Genomic DNA, 19,348 nt, shown 5'->3' on the forward strand with positions numbered 1-19,348 from the left:
CTATGGGCGACGGATGTGGAAACTGTCGCCCATAGACTGGATCGCGCGGTCAACGCATGGAATAGAAGGCGTAGGTGTGACCACCTTTTTGTGAATTCAAGTGCGCAGTGAAGGTGCGGGTGACGCCACCGTCCGAGGTGGTGCTGGTGGAGTCCTGCACTCCCTGATGTTGAGTGCGGTTTGAAAAATCATCGAGCTTTGTCTTGGCATTAAGATCAACGAGCACTTTGTTATCATGCTTTAGCGGCACCTCCCAGCCCAGCATGGGCTTGACGGCGCCGCCGGGTATAGGCGCCATGCGCATGGCCCCGCGTGTACCGATCAAGGCAGCGGAACGCTTGCTGACACATAGAAAGCCGGCAAAGACGATTTCCTCCTGCCCTTCCTCGATATGAAAGACGGCCTTCGCGGGAATCGTGGGCACCACCTTCGCCAGGTCGTTGGTGCTGGTGAATCCGGCCCTGCATTTGCCGTGAGAGAACACGATCTCGGCCATGGTCAGAGGAGCGTCGGTGTCATTGATGATGATGTAGGTACCGATAGCACTCATACAACAGAAAATCAGGATCGGGATCATCATGAGCATGATGACGGTAAAGAACGCCGCGCCCGGGGCGAAGCGGCACATCAAGGCTGCCTTGGTGGCCGCCACGACCAGCAGCCGGCGGTTCGCCCAGACGCGATTCCGGTTCTTCTCGATATAGCTGATGGCGGCATCGACCCCTTCCTTGCTGAAGGCAAGGATGCCCATGTCGTAAAGGATGTTGGCGATCTCTTCATCGGACTTTTTCTCCATCGACTGGAAGCCCGCCATGATCGCGCAGATATCGGTCTTCACCCTACTGCCCTTGGCGCTCATATACTTTTCCGCCCGCGACTTCTGCCAACCCCAGACGGGGATGATCGAGGGGTCGTCGGGAAACGTCTTGGAACTGCTGGCACCGACAAGTCCGTGCATCCCGAACAGACCCAGCGGATTGGCGGTCTCGTCCGTTGAGGTAAACAACCGTGCTAGTTCCGGCTCCGTCTCGGCCAGGGCCTGAATCTGCCCTTCGAAATGGCGCCGGTATTTCTCGAATGCCTCCTCCAAGGCCGCGTCGCCGCCCTTCCAGACCTCGCGCCAATCGACGCCACGGTGCTGGAACTCGTGAGCGATGATCTCCTCCAGGATGGGGGTCATCTCGATCTGGTCATTATCCTCGGGAATATCCTGCGTATCCATCTTCGGTTCCTTTTCAGTTTTCACTCGGCGGCACGGCACTTACATCATGAGGATGTGACTTATCACCCCAGCGCTGACCCCTGCTGACGTTGCAGCGACTGGCCCCGTCCGCCAAACCGAGGTCTGGTGGACAGATGGAACGTTTCTGCTTTTTCTGCTTGGCGGGGCTTTTCCCCTTCATGTCGTCCCCTTGACGCGGACCGAAGCCATGACGCTCGTGCCGGTCGTCGGAACGCTGTCAGGTACGGCGTTCCGGTGATGCGGGGCATCACGGGCGGACGTTGCCAATCTTGGGCCAGGCCTCAAGCCGGCAGCAGCTCGAGCGCGGTGGGGGCCGTCGGGATCGGCAGCTGCTTGTGGTTGAGGCGCTCGAAATTCAGCCCCGGCAGGGAAATGCGATAGACCAGCGGGCTTTCATAGGTGCGGAACCGCAGTTCGCGGTTGGTCAGGTCCTTCACCACGATCCATTGGGTGTAGTCCTGCTCCTCCTCGCCCTTGTGGTTGAGTGATCGCACCGTGCCCTTGGCGATGTCGACATTGTTCAGCAGGTGAAAGGCCAGTTGCACAGCCTCCTCGGCCGATGTGGGGGGCTCGGCCCATTGGCGCAGATAGGCCGTGCGCACGAAGCGCGAGGGCGGGGTATAGTCGCCGGGAATGCCGCGCAGGCCGCTGCCATGGCCGTTCATGACCGGGGCGTAGCCGTTAATTTCCGGCATTTTCGGATCCCAGGCCGTCAGGCCGGCATAGTTGGCCAGATTGTCGTAGTGCCACGGCAGGAAGGGCCGGTTGGTGCAGATGCCCACAGGATTGTCGCGGACGATCGCCTGGCCATCTTCGAATTCGACCACGATGCTGGCACCCGTGGCATCGACGATGGGGAAATGCTGCGGCAGCTGGTCGGCCAGCAGCTTGCTGGCCACGACGCGCAGCTTGTCGCCGGCAAAGGCCTCGCGCACCTCATCGACCGTGGCGAAATGCGCCAGCACGTAATCGACGAAGGCATAGGGCTGCACATTGACGGCGCCCGGCAAGGACTGCTGATAGACCGTGCCCGGCATCCACAGCATGCCGGCCGACAGGCCGGCGGTGTTCAGCCCGTCGCTGACCAGCGGCAACCCGAAACTGCTGGCCCCGACATAACCGTAACGGGGGGTGACGGTCTGCGCATCCTCATGCCCCACGCCCAGCGCGAAGCTGTGCCCGGGGGCGCGGATCAGCACCTTGGAATGCAACGGGTCGCCGAACTCCTGGCTGCGTCCGACCACCCGGATCTTGTTGTCGGCCGTCGTCAGCAGGAAATGTGTGCACATGGCTATTCCCTCCTCTGGATCGTTTGTGGCGCCATCCTTCACGCTAAGGCTGTATTTTATAGCCAGATGCAAAATGATTTACAATCAAAACTATAAAACAGGATAGCCAGAAAATTTCTGATCGGTTGTGTTTTTGGCCATTTCGACTCCGACGGACTACCACGGCGCCGGGCGGGCGGAGATGGCCTTGACCATGCAGTTGCGATCCAGGCACCGCCACTGGCGCATTCCGCATGCAGGTTTGGCAGCATGGCGAGAATGGCGCGCAGTTGACGGCAAGGCCGATACCAGGGCAAACCCGCCGCCCCGGGGCACCTTGTCCCTGTAACCTTCCCCCTCCGCCATGCGAATATCCCTGGGTCATTCCCCCCAAGGACCACCCCCTTGCGCCTCCCCCTCGCCCTCCTCACCACCCTGGCCGTCACCCTCCCCGCCGCCGCGCAGACCACAGACCTGCGCTGCGGCCCTGATCTTTATCGCCCCGGCATCATCCTCACCGCGTCGCCCGTCTGCGGCAGCGTCTACAGCGAACACATCCCCGATCTCGGCCGCCTGCATCTGGGCATCTTCCATTCGCTCGACCGGTCCAAACCCGACGAGGCCGCCGGCCGGGTCATCAACCTCACCGCCGGCACCTTCTACCGCCTCACCGATGAACTGGCCGGCTTCACCGATTACGGCATGCGGATCGAGGATGGGCATCCGGCCTTGGCGCTTTACCAGGACATCATCCATTACGCGTCCGACGACCTGCGCTTCTTCGCGGGCTATGAGGGGGTGCGGTTCATCAACCGCTTCAACCGCGCCTATGACAGTTTCCACATTGCGGCGGAGCGGAATATCCGTCTGGACCAGGGCAGGCTGGTCATCGACCTTGTCGCCATGGCCTATTGGACACGGAAAGGCGATGGTGCCGCCGCCGACAGTTTCTCCGGCCTGAACCCCTGGGTGGAGGTGACGTACCAGCCCTGGGCCACCACCGGCCCGCGCTGGCGCCGTGTGCTGCGCTTCTATACCCAGGTTGCGGGCTTCACGGGCCAACCGGGGCGGCCCGGCCTGTACCTGACGGGTTTCGCCGGCCTGCGCACCAGCTTCTGACCCCCTCGACGCCGCACCGAACCGAAATGATTGCCACCCGCCCCCTGCCCGTTGCATGGTCCCGCCGCAATGAAACGCGCCCGGCTGGGAAAGGATCATCGGATGCTGGACAATCTGTTGCGCGGCGTGACGCTGGCCGACCTGGAGGCCGCGATGGCGCGGCTGGGCCTGCCGGCCGAACCGGATCTGACACAATCGGGATCGCCCGTGCTGCGGTCGGCCATCGGCGGCCTGACCTTCAATGTCCGCCCCGGCGCCCTGATCGACCCGGCGGCCGGGCGCTATGGCGACTTTAATTTCAACCTGATGTTCCAGGTGCAGGAGAAGTTCGATGCCAGCCTGCTGAACCAGTGGAACCGACACAAGCGCTTCGCCCGCCTGTCCTTGCGCGATGATTTCCTGGTGCTGGACATGGATTGCCTGTCCGTGGGGATATCCGGCGACCAGATCCTGGCCAGTCTCGAACTCTGGGGCCGGCTGGTGGTGGAGGCGCTGAACTTCCTGCGCACCGCCCATGGCGGGGTCGCCGGCAACAGCTGACAATGAAAAGGGGCCCGGCACCACCGCCGGACCCCGTCTCGCTCAACAGGCCACGCTCACCCGCCCGGACGCAGATTGCGGGCGGAGACCCAGCCGGTCTGGCCGGCACCATTGGTCACCTTCCACCAGCCGGCATTCTGCTCACCCACGGCGGTGACGCTCTCGCCCGCGGTCAGCTTGCCGATCACCGGATCATTGGTGGACGGCCCGCCGCGCAGGTTCAGGTTGGTCACCACCTTATAGGCATTGCCCGCCACCAGGGCCGGGATCACGGCAACGGCGGTGCTGGCCGGGGCCGGCGGCGGGGCGGCCTGGGTGGCGGCCGGGGCCGCCAGCTTGGCCTGGATGGCCGGCATGGCGCGCACCTGCTCCACCAGCTTGTTATGCGCATCCAGGAAGGCGGCGGCCACCACCTTGCCGATATCGGTGGAGGCATAGGACCCGCCCAGCCCGCCGATGGGCAAGGCGCCCAGCCCGCCGGCGCCAAAGGCGAAGCCGACATCCTTGTGCTGGGCGGAGCCTTCCGCCACCGCTTCCTGCACGCCGGTGCGGACATCGGTCAGGGTCAGCATGGTCTGGGCCTGCAGGTTCGTGGTCTTGATGGCACCCGCAACCACACCCGCGATGCCGGGCAGGAAGGCACCCAGCCCGGCGCCGCTGCCGCCGGCATTGCTGTCCTGGAAAATGACGTTGGGGGTGATCAGGAAATCGGCCGCCACCATCTGGCCGCCACCGACATTCGATCCGCCCTGCAGGGTGCCACCGGCGGCCAGCGCCCGCTCCTGCTGCATGCGCTGCAGGGCCTGGCCGCGATCGACGACGCGGAAACAGCCCGACTGCGTCATCATCAGGCGCAGCAGCGGCACGGGAGAGGTCAGGCCGGCCTGCGCCAGGCCGGGAATATCCTCTTCCACCAGGGCGGCAGTGCCCAGCGGGCGGTCGCACTTGATCAACTGCGTCGCGGCCTGGGTGCCGGCCGCCCCGCCCGACCCGGACACCATGGACCCGCCGCTGCCCAGCTTCGTGCCCGACGACACGCAACCCGACAGCAGACCGGCCGCCGCCAACAGGGCGCCCAGCCTCGTGACAACATTCTTCCCCATCACCATCCCCTTTGACCAAAAATACAACTGTCATCCGCGTGACAAATGTCACGGATGCTGGAAGCTTTCGTTGAATAGAGTATTCAACCGCATACGTTCTTGATCTGAATAGTGCAGTATTGATTTTATCATTATCAATCCGTAGTTTTACGGATATGACCTTCATCTATCAAGAAATGCTGGTCCGGACAGGAACAGCACCGGGGAACGGGGATATGTTGTCGGCAAAGGAAATCGATTGCCTGCGCTGGGCGGCGCAGGGCAAGACGGCGCATGAGACGGGCGTGATCCTGGGGATCAGCCGGCGCACCGTGGAACAGCATCTGGGGGCCGCGGCCGGCAAGCTGCGGGCCAATAACCGCACCCATGCGGTGGCCCTGGCCATGGCCAGCCACACGATCACCCTGGATATACAGCCATAGGTCGCGGGTGGACGTCAGCGCCCCCCCTCAACTGACGCTGTACGGCACCACACGCCGCTCATGCGCATCCACGCGCAGCGCCTTGCCGATGGGCGGGAAGGCGCGGTGACGGCATTCCAGCCGGTCACAGACCTTGCAGTTGGACCCGATGGGCACGGCCGCATCCACATCGCGCAGATCCAGCCCGGCCGAATAGACCACCTGATCGGCATACGCGATCTCGCAGCCCAGACCAACCGCCGACTCGCGCGGCCGCGACAGATATGAATTGCCCTTGGCCACCACGGTGCGCGCGATGCACAGATATGTGGCGCCATCCGGCATCCGCGCCTGCTGCACCAATATCCGCCCCGGCTGGGCAAAGGCCTGATGCACGTTCCACAGCGGGCAAGCCCCGCCGAACCGCGCGAACTGGAACCGTGTGGCGCTGGACCGTTTGGCGATATTGCCGGCCATGTCCACCTTCACGAAATAGAAGGGCACGCCCGGCATGCCCGGCCGCTGCATGGTGGACAGGCGGTGGCACACCTGCTCGAAACTGACATTGAAATGCGCCGACAGCCGGTCGATATCGTACCGCATGCGCTGCGCCTCGGTCAGGAAGCGCTTGTAGGGCAGGATCAGGGCGCCGGCGAAATAATTCGCCAACCCCACCCGCAGGATCGACCGCGCCTCGATGCTGGACAGCCCGGCCTCGGCCACCAGCCTTTCCAGCTCCACCCCGTAATCCAGCAGCGCGATCTGGTGGGCCGCGAAGAATGTCCGGCTCTCGCGCGGCGTGCCTTCCGATACCAGCAATTCCCGGTCGTCGGGATCATAGCGCCACAGCACGTCATGGCGGGCCAGCAGGGGCGAGACCCGGATGGTCACCCCGTGCCGGTCGGCCAGATGCTGAGCCAGATGTTCCAGCAGCCGGTCCTTGGAGAAATGCCCGCCCTCGAACAGGTCTTCGGCCGCATGGTCCAGCGTGGCGAAATGGTTGCGCTGCTGCTGCACGAAATCGCGCACCTCGTCATAGGGAAAGGCCGCCGGCCCGATGGCCGTCTCGTCCCCGCCCATCTTGTCGACCAGCCCCTTATATTCCTCGTCCAAACCTTGATAGGCGCGATAGAGCTTCAGGAACTGCCCCATGATGCCGGGTGCGGCCCGCACCGCGTCACGGATGCCGGCGAATGTCACCGCCTCATCGGCAAACAGCGGATCGCCCAGCAGCTCGCGCAGCTCCGACGCCAGCCTTGTGTCGCTGTCATCGGCGAAATGGCTGGGCTCCACCGCGAAATAGGTCGACAGCCGGATGACGGCGGCCGCCGACAAGGGCCGCTGGTTATTCTCGATCTGGTTCAGATAGGAGGTGGACAGCCCCACGGCCGCGGCCAGCTGCGCCTGGCTGATGCCGCGCGTCTCGCGCAGGCGGCGGATACGTTCCCCGGCATAGATCTTGGCGGTCATTGCTCAATCCCCCTCCGGGGCCATCACAGGTTCAGATCCAGAACCTGGCGCCCGCCCCGGGCCACCAGCTTCAACGCACGCCGATCAAAGCTGGCGAAGACATCGCCGCCATCGGCAGCACCGCAATGCGCGATGACCCCATCTGCGAAATCACCACCGGCTTCAAGCACGACCAGCCCGGCTTCCACCGCCGGCTTGTCGGTACGAATTTTCGGGACGGCCAGCAAACGGCCGATGGCGGCCGCGATCTCCCGGCTCTCCTTGCGATAGACGGCTTGCAGGACCCATACGAACTCGCACAGCGACAGCAATGTCACCGTGACCGTCGCGCTTTCGGTCAACAGACGCGCCGCCCGGACGGACTGGACCGGGTCATCCATCATCGCCGCCCGGACCAGCACATTGGTGTCCGCCGTGATATTCACCGCTTGCCTGCCCATCCCGCCGCGATGGCCTCGTTCATCTGCTCGACGGAGGGGGCCTCTGGCAGAGGGGATTGCAGGCAGCCGATAAAGCTGTCGATCCCTTGCTTGGGCGCTGCCCGTACTTCGACCCGGCCGGACGGCAGCATCTCCACCTCCAGCTGATCGCCCGGTGCCGCCCCCAAATGCTCCAGCACATCCTTGCGGAAGGTAACCTGGCCTTTGGACGTCACTGTCAGCATCGTGCCCATCATCACCTCCCGATATGATCACGGGGATAGTAAGGCAAAAAATGCCTTACTTCAACGCAGCCATGCCCTGCCGATCTCTTCTATACGCCGATTTGCGAATTTGCAAAATTTGCAATCCACACGGCTCGCCTTCGCATTTATGCACCTATCTACGCCTTCCCCTGATGCAGCATAATTTGCAAACTCCGCCCAACCTACCGACAACCATCGACCGGGGCGGATACAAATGCAGGACGTGCTGTTGAAGCTGGAAGAAATGCGCTCCGGCGCCCGTCAGGGTGGCGGGGAGAAGCGCATCGCCAGCCACCATGCCAAGGGCAAGCTGACAGCGCGGGAGCGCATTGAGATCCTGCTGGATGACGGCTCGTTCGAAGAATGGGACATGTTTGTCGAGCATCGCTGCGCCGATTTCGGCATGGCGGCGCAGAAGGTCCCCGGCGATGGCGTGGTCACCGGCCATGGCACCATCAATGGCCGCCTGGTCTTCGTCTTCTCCCAGGATTTCACGGTCTTCGGCGGCTCCCTGTCGGAGGCGCATGCCGAGAAGATCTGCAAGATCATGGATCAGGCCCTGAAGGTGGGTGCGCCCGTCATCGGCCTGAATGACAGCGGCGGTGCCCGCATTCAGGAAGGGGTGGCCAGCCTCGGCGGCTATGCCGAAGTGTTCCAGCGCAATGTCCTGGCATCCGGCGTCGTGCCGCAGATCAGCCTGATCATGGGCCCGTGTGCCGGTGGTGCCGTGTACAGCCCGGCCATGACCGACTTCATCTTCATGGTGAAGGATAGTTCCTACATGTTCGTCACCGGCCCCGACGTGGTGAAGACGGTGACGCATGAGGTGGTGACGGCCGAAGAACTGGGCGGGGCCATCACCCATTCCTCCAAGTCCGGTGTGGCCGATCTGGCCTTTGAGAATGACGTGCAGGCGCTGCTGGAAACCCGCCGCCTGGTGGATTTCCTGCCGCTGTCGAACCGGGAAAAGCCGCCCTCGCGCCCCACGCCGGACCTTGCCGACCGGCCGGAGATGAGCCTGGATACCCTGATCCCGGCCAATCCCAACAAGCCCTATGATATGAAGGAACTGATCGCCAAGATCGTGGACGAGGGCGATTTCTTCGAGATTCAGCCGGAATATGCCAAGAACATCATCACCGGCTTTGCCCGCATGCAGGGCTCGACCGTCGGTTTCGTGGCCAACCAGCCCATGGTCCTGGCCGGCTGTCTCGACATCGACAGCGCCATCAAGGCCGCCCGCTTTGTCCGCTTTTGTGATGCCTTCAACATCCCCATCGTCACCCTGGTGGATGTCCCCGGCTTCCTGCCCGGCACGAGCCAGGAATATAACGGCATCATCAAGCATGGCGCGAAACTGCTGTTCGCCTATGCGGAGGCGACCGTGCCCAAGGTCACCCTGATCACCCGCAAGGCCTATGGTGGTGCCTATGACGTGATGGCGTCCAAGCATCTGCGCGGCGACGTCAACTATGCCTGGCCGACGGCGGAAATCGCGGTGATGGGGCCGAAAGGGGCGGTGGAGATCATCTTCCGCGCCGATATCGGCGACGCCGCCAAGATCGAGGCACGGACCGAGGAATATCGCCAGAAATTCGCCAATCCCTTCGTGGCGGCAGGCCGTGGCTATATCGACGATGTCATCATGCCCCACAACACCCGCCGCCGCCTGTGCAAGGCCTTGTCGATGCTGAAGAACAAGCAGCTCCAGAACCCCTGGAAAAAGCACGACAATCTGCCGCTTTGACCCGACGCCGCCCTCTTTTCGTCATCCCGGCGCAAGCCGGGACCCAGGGGCCAAGCGCCCGACCTGCCCGCCGCTTCGACCAAACGCAGCGGTGAGGTTTGATCCAGTGGCCCTGGGTCCCGGCTTTCGCCGGGATGACGAGAAAAGAACACAGAACGCACAGCGCCCTGCACGAGGCCCCGCCCATGTTCAAGAAAATCCTCATCGCCAATCGTGGCGAGATCGCCTGCCGCGTCATCAAGACCGCCCGCCGCATGGGCATCAAGACGGTGGCCGTCTATTCCGACGCCGATGCCGGTGCGCTGCATGTGGAGATGGCGGATGAGGCGGTGCATATCGGCCCCGCCCCCTCGGCCCAATCCTACCTGATCGCCGACAAGATCATCGCGGCCTGCAAGCAGACCGGCGCCGAGGCGGTGCATCCCGGCTACGGCTTCCTGTCGGAAAAGGCCCCGTTCTGCGAAGCGCTGAAGCAGAACGGCATCACCTTCATCGGCCCCGATGTCCACGCCATCGGCGCCATGGGCGACAAGATCGAGAGCAAGAAGCTGGCCAAGGCCGCCGGCGTCTCCACCGTTCCCGGTTACCTGGGCGTCATCAAGGATGATGAGGAAGCGATCCGCATCGCGCGTGACATCGGCTTCCCCGTGATGATCAAGGCATCCGCCGGCGGCGGCGGCAAGGGCATGCGCGTGGCCTGGAATGAAGGCGAAGTGGCGGAAGGCTTCCGTTCCGCCACCAATGAGGCACGCAGCTCCTTCGCCGATGACCGCGTGTTCATCGAGAAATACATCACCGAGCCGCGCCATATCGAAATTCAGCTGCTGGCCGACAGCCATGGCAACGCCGTCTATCTGAACGAGCGTGAATGCTCGATCCAGCGCCGCCACCAGAAGGTGATCGAGGAAGCGCCGTCGCCGTTCCTGGATGCGGCCACCCGCAAGGCCATGGGCGAACAGTCGGTGGCGCTGGCCAAGGCGGTGCAGTACCGCTCCGCCGGCACCGTGGAATTCATCGTCGACAAGGACCGCAATTTCTACTTCCTGGAAATGAACACGCGGTTGCAGGTCGAACATCCGGTGACCGAAATGATCACCGGCCTCGACCTCGTCGAACTGATGATCCGCGTGGCCGCTGGCGAACATCTACCCCTCACCCAGGAAGATGTCGGCATCCATGGCTGGTCGCTGGAGGCCCGCGTCTATGCCGAGGAGCCGACCCGTGGCTTCCTGCCCTCCACCGGCCGCGTCACCCGCTACCGCCCGCCGGTGGAGGGTAAGCGCGAGGACGGCGCCATCGTCCGCGTCGATACCGGCGTGTATGAGGGTGGTGAGATCAGCATGTATTACGATCCGATGATCGCCAAGCTGATCACCTGGGCCCCCACGCGTGATCAGGCGACCGACACCATGGCCGATGCGCTGGACGGGTTCCAGATCCGCGGCGTGGGCCACAATATCTCCTTCCTCACCTCCCTGATGCAGAAGCAGCGCTTCCGCGACGGTCGCCTGACCACAAACTTCATCGCGGAGGAATACCCCGACGGCTTCCACGGCCTGACGCCCGACCCCGCCGTGCGCGACCGCCTGCTGGCCCTGGCCACCGTGCTGCACCACCGCCGCGCCAGCCGCGACGCCATGATCTCGGGCCAAGTGGCGGGCCATGCCTTCCACGTGGCCCAGGACTGGGTGGCCCGTGCCGACCGCCAGAACCACAAGGCCCACCTGTCCTTCGCCGGCGGTGCCGCCACCGTCACACTGGACAGCGGCCCGCACACCATCCTGGGCGACTGGGAAATCGGCCAAAGCCTGTGGGAAGGCACCGTCGCCGGCGTCGCCATGACCGTGCAGGTCGATATCAAGGGCACGTCGTGGGTCCTCACCCATGGCGGCTTCGCCTTCGTGGTCGACGTCCTGACCCCGCGCGCCGCCGAACTGGCCGAGCTGATGCCGGTGAAACTGCCCCCCGACATGTCCAAATATCTGCTGTCCCCCATGCCCGGCCTGCTGGTCTCAGTATCGGTCAAGGAAGGCGAGGCCGTGAAGGCCGGTCAGGAACTGGCGGTGGTGGAAGCCATGAAGATGGAAAACATCCTGCGCGCCGAGGCCGACGGCACGGTGAAAAAGGTCCACGCCGCCAAGGGGGCAAGCCTCGCGGTGGATGAGAAGATCATCGAGTTTGAGTGAGCGCCCAGGGTCAGTGTGTAACGTTGACACTGCCTTTTCACAACAGGTAGATTGCCCATCATGAGAAGTGCCGATCTGATCCGGGAAGTGCAGAAGGGAGGCTGGGTGCTGGATCGTGTGCGCGGTTCCCATCACGTCTTCCGGCACCCGGATCGGCCCGGCATCCTGGTCGTGCCGCATCCGAAGAAGGAACTCGGCACAGGCTTGGTTCAGGCAATCCGCAAACAGGCAGGTCTCGTGTGATGCGCTATCCCATCCTCATCGAACCCGGCAGTGACAACAGCGCCTTTGGCGTTGTGGTGCCCGACCTGCCCGGCTGTTTCTCGGCGGGTGACACGCTGGACGAGGCCCTGGACGCCGCCAAGGAGGCGGCCTCGGCCTGGATCGACGCCACGCTGGACGCAGGCGGAACCATTCCCGCCCCGTCCCCGCTCTCGGCGCTGACCGCCTTGCCCGATTATGCGGGCTGGACCGTTGGCATCATCGACCTGGACGATGTCGTAGCCGATGACACGATTGAGCGGGTGAACATCACCCTGCCCCGCCGCGTGCTGCGCCGCCTGGATGATCTGGCCGCCGCCCGGCACAAAAGCCGGGGCGGCCTGATCACCGAACTGACCCTGCATGCCCATGAATTGGGCCTTTCCACCACCCCCTGATACCAATTCCGGCCCAGATGCCGCCTTCCGGAGCCCTCCTATGACCCAGTTCCCCGCCAAGACCCTCGCCGACTGGGAAGCCCTGGCCACGAAGGATGCCGGCAAGGATGCCCAGCTCTCCGACCTGACCCGCACGACGGCGGAAGGGCTGGCGGTCAAGCCGCTCTACACGGCCGAAGACCTGGAAGGCCTGGAGACCACCGGCACCCTGCCCGGCTTCGCGCCCTTCACGCGCGGCCCCCGCGCCACCATGTATGCGGTGAAGCCCTGGACCATCCGCCAGTACGCTGGCTTCTCCACGGCCGAGGCCAGCAACAAATTCTACCGCGCCAATCTGGCCGCAGGGCAGATGGGCCTGTCCGTGGCCTTCGACCTGGCCACCCATCGCGGCTATGACAGCGACCATCCCCGCGTCGTGGGCGATGTCGGCAAGGCCGGCGTGGCGATTGACAGCGTGGAGGACATGAAAATCCTGTTCGACGGCATCCCGCTCGACAAGATGTCCGTCTCCATGACCATGAACGGCGCCGTGCTGCCCATCCTGGCCATGTATATCGTGGCCGGCGAGGAACAGGGTGTGGACACGGCCAAGCTCTCCGGGACCATTCAGAATGACATTCTGAAGGAGTTCATGGTCCGCAACACCTATATCTACCCGCCCGAACCCAGCATGCGGATCATCGCCGATATCATCGAATATACGGCCAACCACATGCCCAAGTTCAACTCCATCTCCATCTCCGGCTATCATATGCAGGAGGCCGGGGCCACGGCGGTGCAGGAACTGGCCTTTACCCTGGCCGACGGCCTGGAATATGTCCGCGCCGCCCTGGCCAAGGGCCTGAACGTGGACAAATTCGCCCCGCGCCTGTCCTTCTTCTTCGCCATCGGCATGGACTTCTTCATGGAGGTGGCGAAGCTGCGCGCCGCCCGCCTGCTCTGGGCCAAGCTGATGGACAAGCATTTCCAGCCCAAGGATGTCCGCTCCCTGGCGCTCCGCACCCATTGCCAGACCTCGGGCGTGTCCTTGACCGAGCAGGACCCCTACAACAACGTCATCCGCACGACGATTGAGGCCATGGCCGCCATCATGGGCGGCACCCAGTCCCTGCACACCAACAGCTTTGACGAGGCCCTGGGCCTGCCCACCCCGTTTTCCGCCCGCATCGCCCGCAACACCCAGTTGATCATCGCCGAGGAAACCCGCATCCCCCACGTCGTCGACCCCCTGGGCGGCAGCTATTATGTCGAACACCTGACCGCATCCCTGGCCGAGGCCGCCGAAAAGCTGATTACCCAAGTCGAGGATATGGGCGGCATGACCAAGGCCGTGGAAAGCGGCCTGCCCAAGCTGATGATCGAGGAAGCCGCCGCACGGCGTCAGGCCCGCATCGACCGGGGCGAGGAAGTCATCGTCGGCGTCAACAAGTACCGTCCCCAAAACCCGGAAAAGGTGGACGTGCTGGACATCGACAATACCGCCGTGCGCGAGGCCCAGGTGGCCCTGCTGCACCGCATCCGCAGCAGCCGCGATGAATCCAAGGTCCGCGACACCCTGGCGGCCTTGACCAAGGCGGCGGCCGAGAAATCCGGCAACCTGCTGGCGCTGGCCGTGGACGCCGCCCGCGCGCGGGCCACTGTGGGGGAGATTTCCGACGCCATGGAAGAGGTGTTCACAAGGCATCGCGCCATCATCCGCTCCGTCTCCGGCGTCTATGGCGCGGCCTATGAGGGCGATGCCGGCTTCGCGCAGATCCAGAAGGACGTGGCCGACTTCGCCGAGACGGAGGGCCGCCGCCCCCGCATGCTGGTGGTGAAGATGGGCCAGGACGGCCATGACCGCGGTGCCAAGGTCATCGCCACCGCCTTCGCCGATATCGGCTTCGACGTCGATGTCGGCGCCCTGTTCCAGACGCCGGAGGAGGCCGCCCGCCAGGCCATCGAAAACGACGTGCATGTCGTCGGCGTCTCCAGCCTCGCCGCCGGCCACAAGACCCTGGTCCCGCAACTGGCCGCCGCCTTGAAGGCACAGGGCGCCGGCGACATCCTCATCGTCTGCGGCGGCGTCATCCCGCCCCAGGATTACGACTTCCTGCTGAACGCCGGCGCATCGGCCATCTACGGCCCCGGCACCAACATCCCCAAGGCGGCGGCGGAGATCATGGCGATGATCCGCGCCAAACGCCCCTGACCCCTCCCCATAATAACCGCCCCTCGCCCACGCAAGTGGGAGAGGGAGGGGCCCGTCGGCCCCCGCCGACGGGAGGGTGAGGGAACGACGCCGCCAGCCCCAGCTTCAGCCCACCCAGTCCCGCCCCAACCAGCCCTCCTGTTCCCGTCATCCCGGCGCCAAGCCGGGACCCAGGGGCCACAGGATCAAACCGATACGCTACGCCAAACGCCCCTGATCCCTCCCCACAATAACCGCCCCTCGCCCACGCAAGTGGGAGAGGGAGGGGCCCGTCGGCCCCCGCCGACGGGAGGGTGAGGGAACCACGCCGCCAGCCCCAGCTTCGGCCCACCCAGTCCCGCCCCAACCAGCCCCCCTTTTCCCGTCATCCCGGCGCCAAGCCGGGACCCAGGGGCCACGCGCCCGACCCATCGCCAGCCACAGGCGCCCGCCCACAGCGCCGCTCACCCCTCCGTCTCCCACCGGCCATTCCCCCAACTCCATGGCCACCACCACAACGCAGCACTGACCCAGCGCCGCCGCACCATGCCCCAGCCCGCCGAGACTGGCTGGCCGCACCGTTCACAGGCGACGTCGCGCACCGACCGCACCGTCCCGTCCAGCGCCGGCACAGACCGGCCGCAGCCGCAACAGACGGCATGCCAGTGCCATTCCCGCACGCTGGCCGGGATGGCGTTCCCCCCCATCCTCAGATCATCTCCTGTCGCCACCGATCCCCGCCCCCGGCCGCGAACAACGCCATGGCCGACAGGTCATCGCAGGCACTGTCCAGCAGTTTCAGGGTCAGCGCGCCAAAGGCCGAACTGCGCGTATGCCCCTCCTGGCGCAGCCGGTCCCCCACCAGGGTGACCTTCCGCCACACATCCTCCAGCCCCAGGGCCGGTGCGCGCACCAGTTCCTCCACCAGTGCCGCCTGCTGCCGGTTGCGCTCCGCCCGCGCCTCGTCTTCCAGCCCGGAGACGGGCAGGCTGAGATCAACCAGCCGCTCATACAGCCGCCGAACCGGCGTATCGCCACCACCCGGCTCCCGCCTCATCCATCCCTCCTTCGCCTGAGCGCGCATCATCGCGTAGGTCAGGTCGAGCCGAAGGCGAGCCCTGACATCTGCCGGCACCGTCGCTTGGTCACGGGTTCGCCTCCGCTCACCCACAACCCACCCACAACCCGTGGCACCTTCGCGTTCATGATGCATACTACGTCAATATCCATAAGTTACGCAATATTCTGCGTTTCTGAGGGTTGGATGCCGTAGTATGATCCGGTATGAGCACTGATATCCGTTTCGGACTCCGACTGAAGCAGCTTCGCAATCAACGCGGCTACAGCCAGGAAAAGCTGGCTGAGATGACCGAGCTGTCTCCCGAAGCCATCTCCAACCTGGAACGCGGCATCAACCTGCCCGGCCTCGACACGATCGACGCCCTGCGCACCGCCCTGGAAGTCCAGGTCTGGGAATTACTGGATTACATGGGCACCGCGCCTGCCCCCGACGCCATCCGCCAACGGCTGGAAAGCCGTCTGCTGACGACGGTGCGGCAACTCGACCGGGATTTGTTGGAAGTGGCGGTGGAGCAGGCGGAGAGTTTGCTGGGATATGTGACGCGCCAGACCTGAGCTTCCCAGCCGCCGCCCCTTTCGTCATCGCGGTGAAAGCGAGCTCCAGGAGCCACATGCCTGACCTGTCGGGCGTCTTGGGGGTTATGAAATCCCCATCTTTGAATCGGCAGCAAGAGAGGATGCCACCTTTCTTACAAGATCGGCAATAAAAGATGTATAATGAACATTCTTTAAATCCATATCCAGAGAAAAACGTATTCTCTCTGGATACGAATTTAACATACTTTTAGATGATATTGTTTTAATTAAGCTGTCTGGGAATTTTAATTTTGCAATAATTTTTGATCTTTGGCTTTCAATTAAAATTCCATGTATAGACTTCGCAGAAATTGCTAATTCAGTCTCAGATTGGCTAGATTTTTTAAAATTTATCAATGACCACTCTTTCATTTCTATTTGAGACAAATTTGGAAAACTTGGGAATGCCTCTAAGAATTCGGACCTTATGGAATCTAAAGAATGATTCATAGAAAGGTAGAAATCCAGAACATGTGGGCCGATGTAGTTTTCGACTCCCCAACCATCCGTGACGTGGAAGAAAAATAATGGATTATTTCCAATATTTACAAAATCTTCGTCTATTACTTTTATACTCATGAGAGCCTTATGAGTAATATCTGCTGTTCCATTTTTCTTCAACGGAGGTGGATTCGAACACATATCTCTATCACATATACATCCACCACGTATGGATTCACCAAATTCATATTCAATAATCGCTCCTAACGGAGTTCCGCCGCCATTATATGCCCGAATCACTACATGGTTTGGATTAAATCCCAAATAAGGAAGCGCTCCATTGATGATATATCGATATACGTTGCCGTCATTTACGGCATTCTCAACAAATAAATGTGGAGGGCACTGGAACCACCAGTCGATATCTTTAGCATGTACATATTTCTTTCCCACTTCATTATCGGGAAGACAGGTATCATTTGGCTGAATAATTATATACTTACCGACCTTTTTTAAAGAGGCCATGTAATCTTGAGAGCGCTTATTTATAACATTAATGGCTCTCTTGGACTGAGGGCCAAGTGTTATCAATTTTCTAATCCTAGATATCAATCTAGGATTTATAGAAAAAAGAATATTTTTACTGAGGTGATGCATTATTAATTTATCAAAAAGCAATTCATACGATTTGAATTCGCTATCCGAAATATTCATAAATAAATTCGATAGTGTGACATACATATTCTATCTCCTTGAAATTAAGAGAAAAACCCGACTGGCCACTCATCAATTACGCCACATTCGTCAAAATTCATTTTTCGAACAAATGAGAAAGAATTACTTGTATCCTTTTCAACAATATATATGCCTATTTCGTCCGCAGAAATGATTCCTTCAGAAATTAAAGTCGCTAGTCGCGAAATAAGATTTTCACTGTGAGTCTCGACAACAATCTTTAAACTACTGAGCTCCGTGTTCATGTCCTTTGCAGCTGAGACAAAAAGATCAGCTAAGTTTGCTTGCAGAGCAGGATGCAAGTGTAATTCTGGCTGCTCAACTGAAAACAATGCATCTATAAATGCATCATCGAGCGGATCTTTACGCTCTCTTACCGCGTGCAGTTGAGCAACTACAGGTATTATTTGCGAAAAACCAAATCCAACGTCTGCGATATTTTCGAATATATCTGACCCCGGCACCCCCACTTTTAAACTTACATGGCCAGGGCCAGACTTTTCAACCATAATATGATGCCCACAAGCATCATACATAAGCTTATTAAAAGAAACCTTCCCATCTTCAGTTAAAGAGTTAATATACATCGCCGTATTACTTCCGTCGTATGATATTTTATTTACAGCCAACTCTTGCAATCTATCGAATCTTTTTCCACTCGCTCGCTGAGGTCCAATATGTGCCGATCTCAAGAAATATTTCTGCAACTTCTGCTGTAAATAACGACTAATTCTTGGAAGATCGTTAATCATAGACGCATCAGACACGTTCTTTGATGTATGACTATTTATCTTACTAGATACAGTGTTCGGGAAATGATTAAGAAAGCCCTGGCAATAGTTTTTATGAACGAAAATAAAATCTCTTGAAAAAAGCGCCCTCTTTTCAGTTGATGTCTTGCCATGCAAAACACCGTCCAAAGCCATATCCATACCCTCGTAGAATGCAGGCAGCCTCGCAGAAAACCGCCGAACCGAAGACTCCTCATAGGACCTGAGTATCTCGGGCACCAAGGTCTTTGCGTCAGCAAAATAGTTTGTTCCATGCGTTGAATATTTTTTACCGTCAATTTGAAATCCATTTATTCTTCCACCCTCCCCTAAGTTGACGGAAAGCTTTTGGTCAGAAATAAAAATATCAAAAGACTTAAAAATAGTCTTATTGTCTTCTGGGTATAAATGTAAGGCATATTCAATAGTCATGTCTTTTTGCATTTTCCGTTCATGATCACGCAATAAGCGATAGTATGGAGACTCAAATTCAAAGAAATCATGCGCCTCAATTTTAAAGCCAATCGTCAACAATCCACCTGACGACTTGTGCGTCATAACATCCGTTATATTCCCCATGTCCACAGATTCAGAGCTCCATAAAATTGGAGAAGAGCTTTGCCTTTCAAGAGATTGCTGTATCAGCGGAAAAAGACGCGTTATGGAGCTTTTTCCAGAGCTGTTCTTTCCTAATAGAATTGTAATTGGCTTAATATCTATATTGGTCTTTCCTTTAAATGCCCTATAGTTTTCCATATATATGGACTTCAACATAATACCTCCACCCCGTTGTCTTCGAGATGATTTTCATCGAAATACGATGAATTTTGCTAATACAATATTAGCAAAATTCATTAAATAGAAAAATTCCCTCACCGTAAACAACAAATTTCGCAATGCCAAGATTGATGGCGAAGACGTTCTTATCGGAATCATATTCGACCGCGCAGACCGGTCCCGGCCACAGAGCCTCCCCCGTCAGGTCGGCGCGGTACGCGTTATAGATCACCCCCTGGTCGTCCCGGTATAGCGGCATTGCTCCCCCTTCCCCATCCGGGGTCAGCATCGCGCATCGATCCGCTGACCACGAACCCCCACCCACTCTTGCCCTTTCGCTTGACTTGATATAGGAATATTATCCAGATCAAATTCCCA

General features: G+C 60.3%; 20 protein-coding genes. 9 read left to right on the forward strand and 11 right to left on the reverse strand.

Translation table 11 applies throughout. The features are described from left to right. Nucleotides 1-49 precede the first annotated feature (49 nt). Both AC1Q7F_RS19090 and AC1Q7F_RS19095 read right to left on the reverse strand, forming a co-directional pair. Nucleotides 50-1,222 carry a hypothetical protein gene (locus tag AC1Q7F_RS19090; RefSeq protein ID WP_492509748.1) on the reverse strand — a complete coding sequence of 391 codons (1,173 nt, stop codon included), beginning with the start codon at nt 1,220-1,222 and terminating at the stop codon, nt 50-52. 302 nt (nt 1,223-1,524) lie between these two features. Continuing rightward, nucleotides 1,525-2,532, reverse strand: coding sequence for a linear amide C-N hydrolase (locus AC1Q7F_RS19095; protein WP_492509750.1), 1,008 nt, complete (start codon nt 2,530-2,532; stop codon nt 1,525-1,527). A 384-nt stretch (nt 2,533-2,916) separates the two neighbouring features. On the opposite strand from AC1Q7F_RS19095, the gene AC1Q7F_RS19100 reads away from it, so the two are divergent. Both AC1Q7F_RS19100 and AC1Q7F_RS19105 read left to right on the forward strand, forming a co-directional pair. After that, the gene (locus AC1Q7F_RS19100; protein WP_492509752.1) at nt 2,917-3,630 is read left to right on the forward strand and encodes a hypothetical protein; all 714 of its coding nucleotides are present in this window, start codon (nt 2,917-2,919) and stop codon (nt 3,628-3,630) included. Between the two features lie 102 nt (nt 3,631-3,732). Then, entirely contained in the window at nt 3,733-4,170 is a 438-nt protein-coding gene (locus tag AC1Q7F_RS19105) for a YbjN domain-containing protein (protein ID WP_492509754.1), read from the forward strand. Between the two features lie 56 nt (nt 4,171-4,226). On the opposite strand, the gene AC1Q7F_RS19110 is transcribed toward AC1Q7F_RS19105, so the two are convergent. Continuing rightward, on the reverse strand, nt 4,227-5,273 hold the full coding sequence (locus tag AC1Q7F_RS19110) for an SH3 domain-containing protein (RefSeq protein WP_492509756.1): 1,047 nt from the start codon (nt 5,271-5,273) through the stop codon (nt 4,227-4,229). Between the two features lie 215 nt (nt 5,274-5,488). Here AC1Q7F_RS19110 and AC1Q7F_RS19115 point away from each other — a divergent pair, with 215 nt between their 5' ends. Then, complete coding sequence (locus AC1Q7F_RS19115; RefSeq protein ID WP_492509758.1) at nt 5,489-5,695, forward strand: helix-turn-helix domain-containing protein; 207 nt, start codon at nt 5,489-5,491, stop codon at nt 5,693-5,695. 27 nt (nt 5,696-5,722) lie between these two features. Here the strand turns inward: AC1Q7F_RS19115 and AC1Q7F_RS19120 are convergent, their stop codons facing one another. From AC1Q7F_RS19120 to AC1Q7F_RS19130, 3 genes are read right to left on the reverse strand one after another with little or no spacing between them, the layout of a single operon-like run. Then, a complete protein-coding gene (locus tag AC1Q7F_RS19120) occupies nt 5,723-7,144 on the reverse strand; it encodes a helix-turn-helix domain-containing protein (RefSeq protein ID WP_492509760.1) in 1,422 nt (473 codons plus the stop codon). Nucleotides 7,145-7,167: 23 nt separating this feature from the next. Next, nucleotides 7,168-7,569: a type II toxin-antitoxin system VapC family toxin gene (locus AC1Q7F_RS19125; RefSeq protein WP_492509762.1), complete on the reverse strand. Its 402-nt coding sequence runs from the start codon at nt 7,567-7,569 to the stop codon at nt 7,168-7,170. Beyond that, nucleotides 7,566-7,817 (reverse strand): AbrB/MazE/SpoVT family DNA-binding domain-containing protein, encoded by a 252-nt coding sequence (locus tag AC1Q7F_RS19130; RefSeq protein WP_492509764.1) that lies wholly within the window; start codon nt 7,815-7,817, stop codon nt 7,566-7,568. The genes AC1Q7F_RS19125 and AC1Q7F_RS19130 overlap by 4 nt, the downstream gene beginning before the upstream one ends. A 226-nt stretch (nt 7,818-8,043) precedes the next feature. Between AC1Q7F_RS19130 and AC1Q7F_RS19135 the strand changes: the two genes are divergently transcribed. The 5 genes from AC1Q7F_RS19135 (at nt 8,044) to scpA (ending at nt 14,612) form a co-directional block, all read left to right on the forward strand. Next, on the forward strand, nt 8,044-9,576 hold the full coding sequence (locus AC1Q7F_RS19135; protein WP_492509766.1) for an acyl-CoA carboxylase subunit beta: 1,533 nt from the start codon (nt 8,044-8,046) through the stop codon (nt 9,574-9,576). Between the two features lie 185 nt (nt 9,577-9,761). Further along, nucleotides 9,762-11,762 (forward strand): acetyl-CoA carboxylase biotin carboxylase subunit, encoded by a 2,001-nt coding sequence (locus AC1Q7F_RS19140; RefSeq protein WP_492509768.1) that lies wholly within the window; start codon nt 9,762-9,764, stop codon nt 11,760-11,762. A gap of 60 nt (nt 11,763-11,822) precedes the next feature. Beyond that, on the forward strand, nt 11,823-12,005 hold the full coding sequence (locus tag AC1Q7F_RS19145) for a type II toxin-antitoxin system HicA family toxin (RefSeq protein ID WP_492509770.1): 183 nt from the start codon (nt 11,823-11,825) through the stop codon (nt 12,003-12,005). Further along, nucleotides 12,005-12,421, forward strand: coding sequence for a type II toxin-antitoxin system HicB family antitoxin (locus AC1Q7F_RS19150; RefSeq protein WP_492509772.1), 417 nt, complete (start codon nt 12,005-12,007; stop codon nt 12,419-12,421). Before AC1Q7F_RS19145 ends, AC1Q7F_RS19150 begins: the two co-directional genes overlap by 1 nt. A gap of 40 nt (nt 12,422-12,461) precedes the next feature. Further along, entirely contained in the window at nt 12,462-14,612 is a 2,151-nt protein-coding gene (gene scpA, locus AC1Q7F_RS19155; RefSeq protein ID WP_492509774.1) for a methylmalonyl-CoA mutase, read from the forward strand. Nucleotides 14,613-15,055: 443 nt separating this feature from the next. On the opposite strand, the gene AC1Q7F_RS19160 is transcribed toward scpA, so the two are convergent. Together AC1Q7F_RS19160 and AC1Q7F_RS19165 are read right to left on the reverse strand one after the other, a co-directional pair. Beyond that, nucleotides 15,056-15,298 (reverse strand): hypothetical protein, encoded by a 243-nt coding sequence (locus tag AC1Q7F_RS19160; RefSeq protein ID WP_492509776.1) that lies wholly within the window; start codon nt 15,296-15,298, stop codon nt 15,056-15,058. Between the two features lie 2 nt (nt 15,299-15,300). After that, nucleotides 15,301-15,648, reverse strand: coding sequence for a hypothetical protein (locus AC1Q7F_RS19165; RefSeq protein WP_492509777.1), 348 nt, complete (start codon nt 15,646-15,648; stop codon nt 15,301-15,303). Nucleotides 15,649-15,875: 227 nt separating this feature from the next. On the opposite strand from AC1Q7F_RS19165, the gene AC1Q7F_RS19170 reads away from it, so the two are divergent. Next, nucleotides 15,876-16,226, forward strand: a complete 351-nt coding sequence (locus tag AC1Q7F_RS19170; protein ID WP_492509779.1) for a helix-turn-helix domain-containing protein — start codon at nt 15,876-15,878, stop codon at nt 16,224-16,226. Between the two features lie 84 nt (nt 16,227-16,310). Here AC1Q7F_RS19170 and AC1Q7F_RS19175 read toward each other — a convergent pair whose 3' ends face one another. The 3 genes from AC1Q7F_RS19175 to AC1Q7F_RS19185 all read right to left on the reverse strand — a co-directional run bounded on the left by AC1Q7F_RS19175 (nt 16,311) and on the right by AC1Q7F_RS19185 (nt 19,259). Beyond that, on the reverse strand, nt 16,311-17,429 hold the full coding sequence (locus tag AC1Q7F_RS19175; protein WP_492509781.1) for a hypothetical protein: 1,119 nt from the start codon (nt 17,427-17,429) through the stop codon (nt 16,311-16,313). Nucleotides 17,430-17,446: 17 nt separating this feature from the next. Next, a complete protein-coding gene (locus AC1Q7F_RS19180; RefSeq protein WP_492509783.1) occupies nt 17,447-18,967 on the reverse strand; it encodes an AAA family ATPase in 1,521 nt (506 codons plus the stop codon). Between the two features lie 67 nt (nt 18,968-19,034). Next, nucleotides 19,035-19,259 (reverse strand): hypothetical protein, encoded by a 225-nt coding sequence (locus tag AC1Q7F_RS19185; RefSeq protein WP_492509785.1) that lies wholly within the window; start codon nt 19,257-19,259, stop codon nt 19,035-19,037. Nucleotides 19,260-19,348: the final 89 nt, after the last annotated feature.

It is taken from the genome of Niveispirillum sp. GW835-FHT14G11, from assembly GCF_058793615.1.

Bases quoted from the DNA above. Each gene is read 5' to 3' on its own strand.
- AC1Q7F_RS19090 (WP_492509748.1), bottom strand. From the start codon at position 1,222: ATGGATACGCAGGATATTCCCGAGGATAATGACCAGATCGAGATGACC.
- AC1Q7F_RS19095 (WP_492509750.1), bottom strand. From the start codon at position 2,532: ATGTGCACACATTTCCTGCTGACGACGGCCGACAACAAGATCCGGGTG.
- AC1Q7F_RS19105 (WP_492509754.1), top strand. From the start codon at position 3,733: ATGCTGGACAATCTGTTGCGCGGCGTGACGCTGGCCGACCTGGAGGCC.
- AC1Q7F_RS19110 (WP_492509756.1), bottom strand. From the start codon at position 5,273: ATGGGGAAGAATGTTGTCACGAGGCTGGGCGCCCTGTTGGCGGCGGCC.
- AC1Q7F_RS19115 (WP_492509758.1), top strand. From the start codon at position 5,489: ATGTTGTCGGCAAAGGAAATCGATTGCCTGCGCTGGGCGGCGCAGGGC.
- AC1Q7F_RS19120 (WP_492509760.1), bottom strand. From the start codon at position 7,144: ATGACCGCCAAGATCTATGCCGGGGAACGTATCCGCCGCCTGCGCGAG.
- AC1Q7F_RS19130 (WP_492509764.1), bottom strand. From the start codon at position 7,817: ATGGGCACGATGCTGACAGTGACGTCCAAAGGCCAGGTTACCTTCCGC.
- AC1Q7F_RS19135 (WP_492509766.1), top strand. From the start codon at position 8,044: ATGCAGGACGTGCTGTTGAAGCTGGAAGAAATGCGCTCCGGCGCCCGT.
- AC1Q7F_RS19140 (WP_492509768.1), top strand. From the start codon at position 9,762: ATGTTCAAGAAAATCCTCATCGCCAATCGTGGCGAGATCGCCTGCCGC.
- AC1Q7F_RS19145 (WP_492509770.1), top strand. From the start codon at position 11,823: ATGAGAAGTGCCGATCTGATCCGGGAAGTGCAGAAGGGAGGCTGGGTG.
- AC1Q7F_RS19150 (WP_492509772.1), top strand. From the start codon at position 12,005: ATGCGCTATCCCATCCTCATCGAACCCGGCAGTGACAACAGCGCCTTT.
- scpA (WP_492509774.1), top strand. From the start codon at position 12,462: ATGACCCAGTTCCCCGCCAAGACCCTCGCCGACTGGGAAGCCCTGGCC.
- AC1Q7F_RS19160 (WP_492509776.1), bottom strand. From the start codon at position 15,298: ATGGGGGGGAACGCCATCCCGGCCAGCGTGCGGGAATGGCACTGGCAT.
- AC1Q7F_RS19165 (WP_492509777.1), bottom strand. From the start codon at position 15,648: ATGAGGCGGGAGCCGGGTGGTGGCGATACGCCGGTTCGGCGGCTGTAT.
- AC1Q7F_RS19170 (WP_492509779.1), top strand. From the start codon at position 15,876: ATGAGCACTGATATCCGTTTCGGACTCCGACTGAAGCAGCTTCGCAAT.
- AC1Q7F_RS19175 (WP_492509781.1), bottom strand. From the start codon at position 17,429: ATGTATGTCACACTATCGAATTTATTTATGAATATTTCGGATAGCGAA.
- AC1Q7F_RS19180 (WP_492509783.1), bottom strand. From the start codon at position 18,967: ATGTTGAAGTCCATATATATGGAAAACTATAGGGCATTTAAAGGAAAG.
- AC1Q7F_RS19185 (WP_492509785.1), bottom strand. From the start codon at position 19,259: ATGCTGACCCCGGATGGGGAAGGGGGAGCAATGCCGCTATACCGGGAC.